Here is a 389-nt window from a genome sequence, read left to right on the forward strand (position 1 = left end):
ACCATGAGCAGGTTGAGAGCTCGGACACCCTGCCGAACACCAAAATAAGGGGATTCGACGGCCCCTCCGTGCGGTAGGTGCCTGGCGCAATGTCAGTTCCCACGAGAAACACCCCATCCCCGGGGAATTGCTCACCGGTTTCGGCGCGGGCCCCAGGTGCGAGCGTGATCGCGGCCATTGCCATACCCGCGTCGAGTCCCGCCGATGCGCGCAACGCAAGCGTGCGGGCCATATTCTCCTCCCTATCATGCAGGTTGCCTGCCCTCCAAGATGGCAGCCTATGCCCAGATGTGCTCAAGCGACAACGCCCCTGGCGGCAATCGCGATGCAACTGCACATCATCGATGGACTCCGGAGGCCAGCCTTCGAGTCCTCAGAGGCTTCTGGAT

Annotated in this window: 1 protein-coding gene; it reads right to left on the reverse strand. The window is 62.5% G+C overall.

Features of this window, described 5'->3' with window-relative positions; all coding sequences use genetic code 11:
• The coding region (locus tag D7V97_RS46415; RefSeq protein WP_233583641.1) for a hypothetical protein at positions 1-232 on the reverse strand (232 nt) is incomplete at its 3' end.
• Positions 233-389: the final 157 nt, after the last annotated feature.

The organism is Corallococcus sp. CA053C, assembly GCF_003611675.1.
In the GTDB taxonomy this organism is placed as follows: Bacteria; Myxococcota; Myxococcia; order Myxococcales; family Myxococcaceae; genus Corallococcus.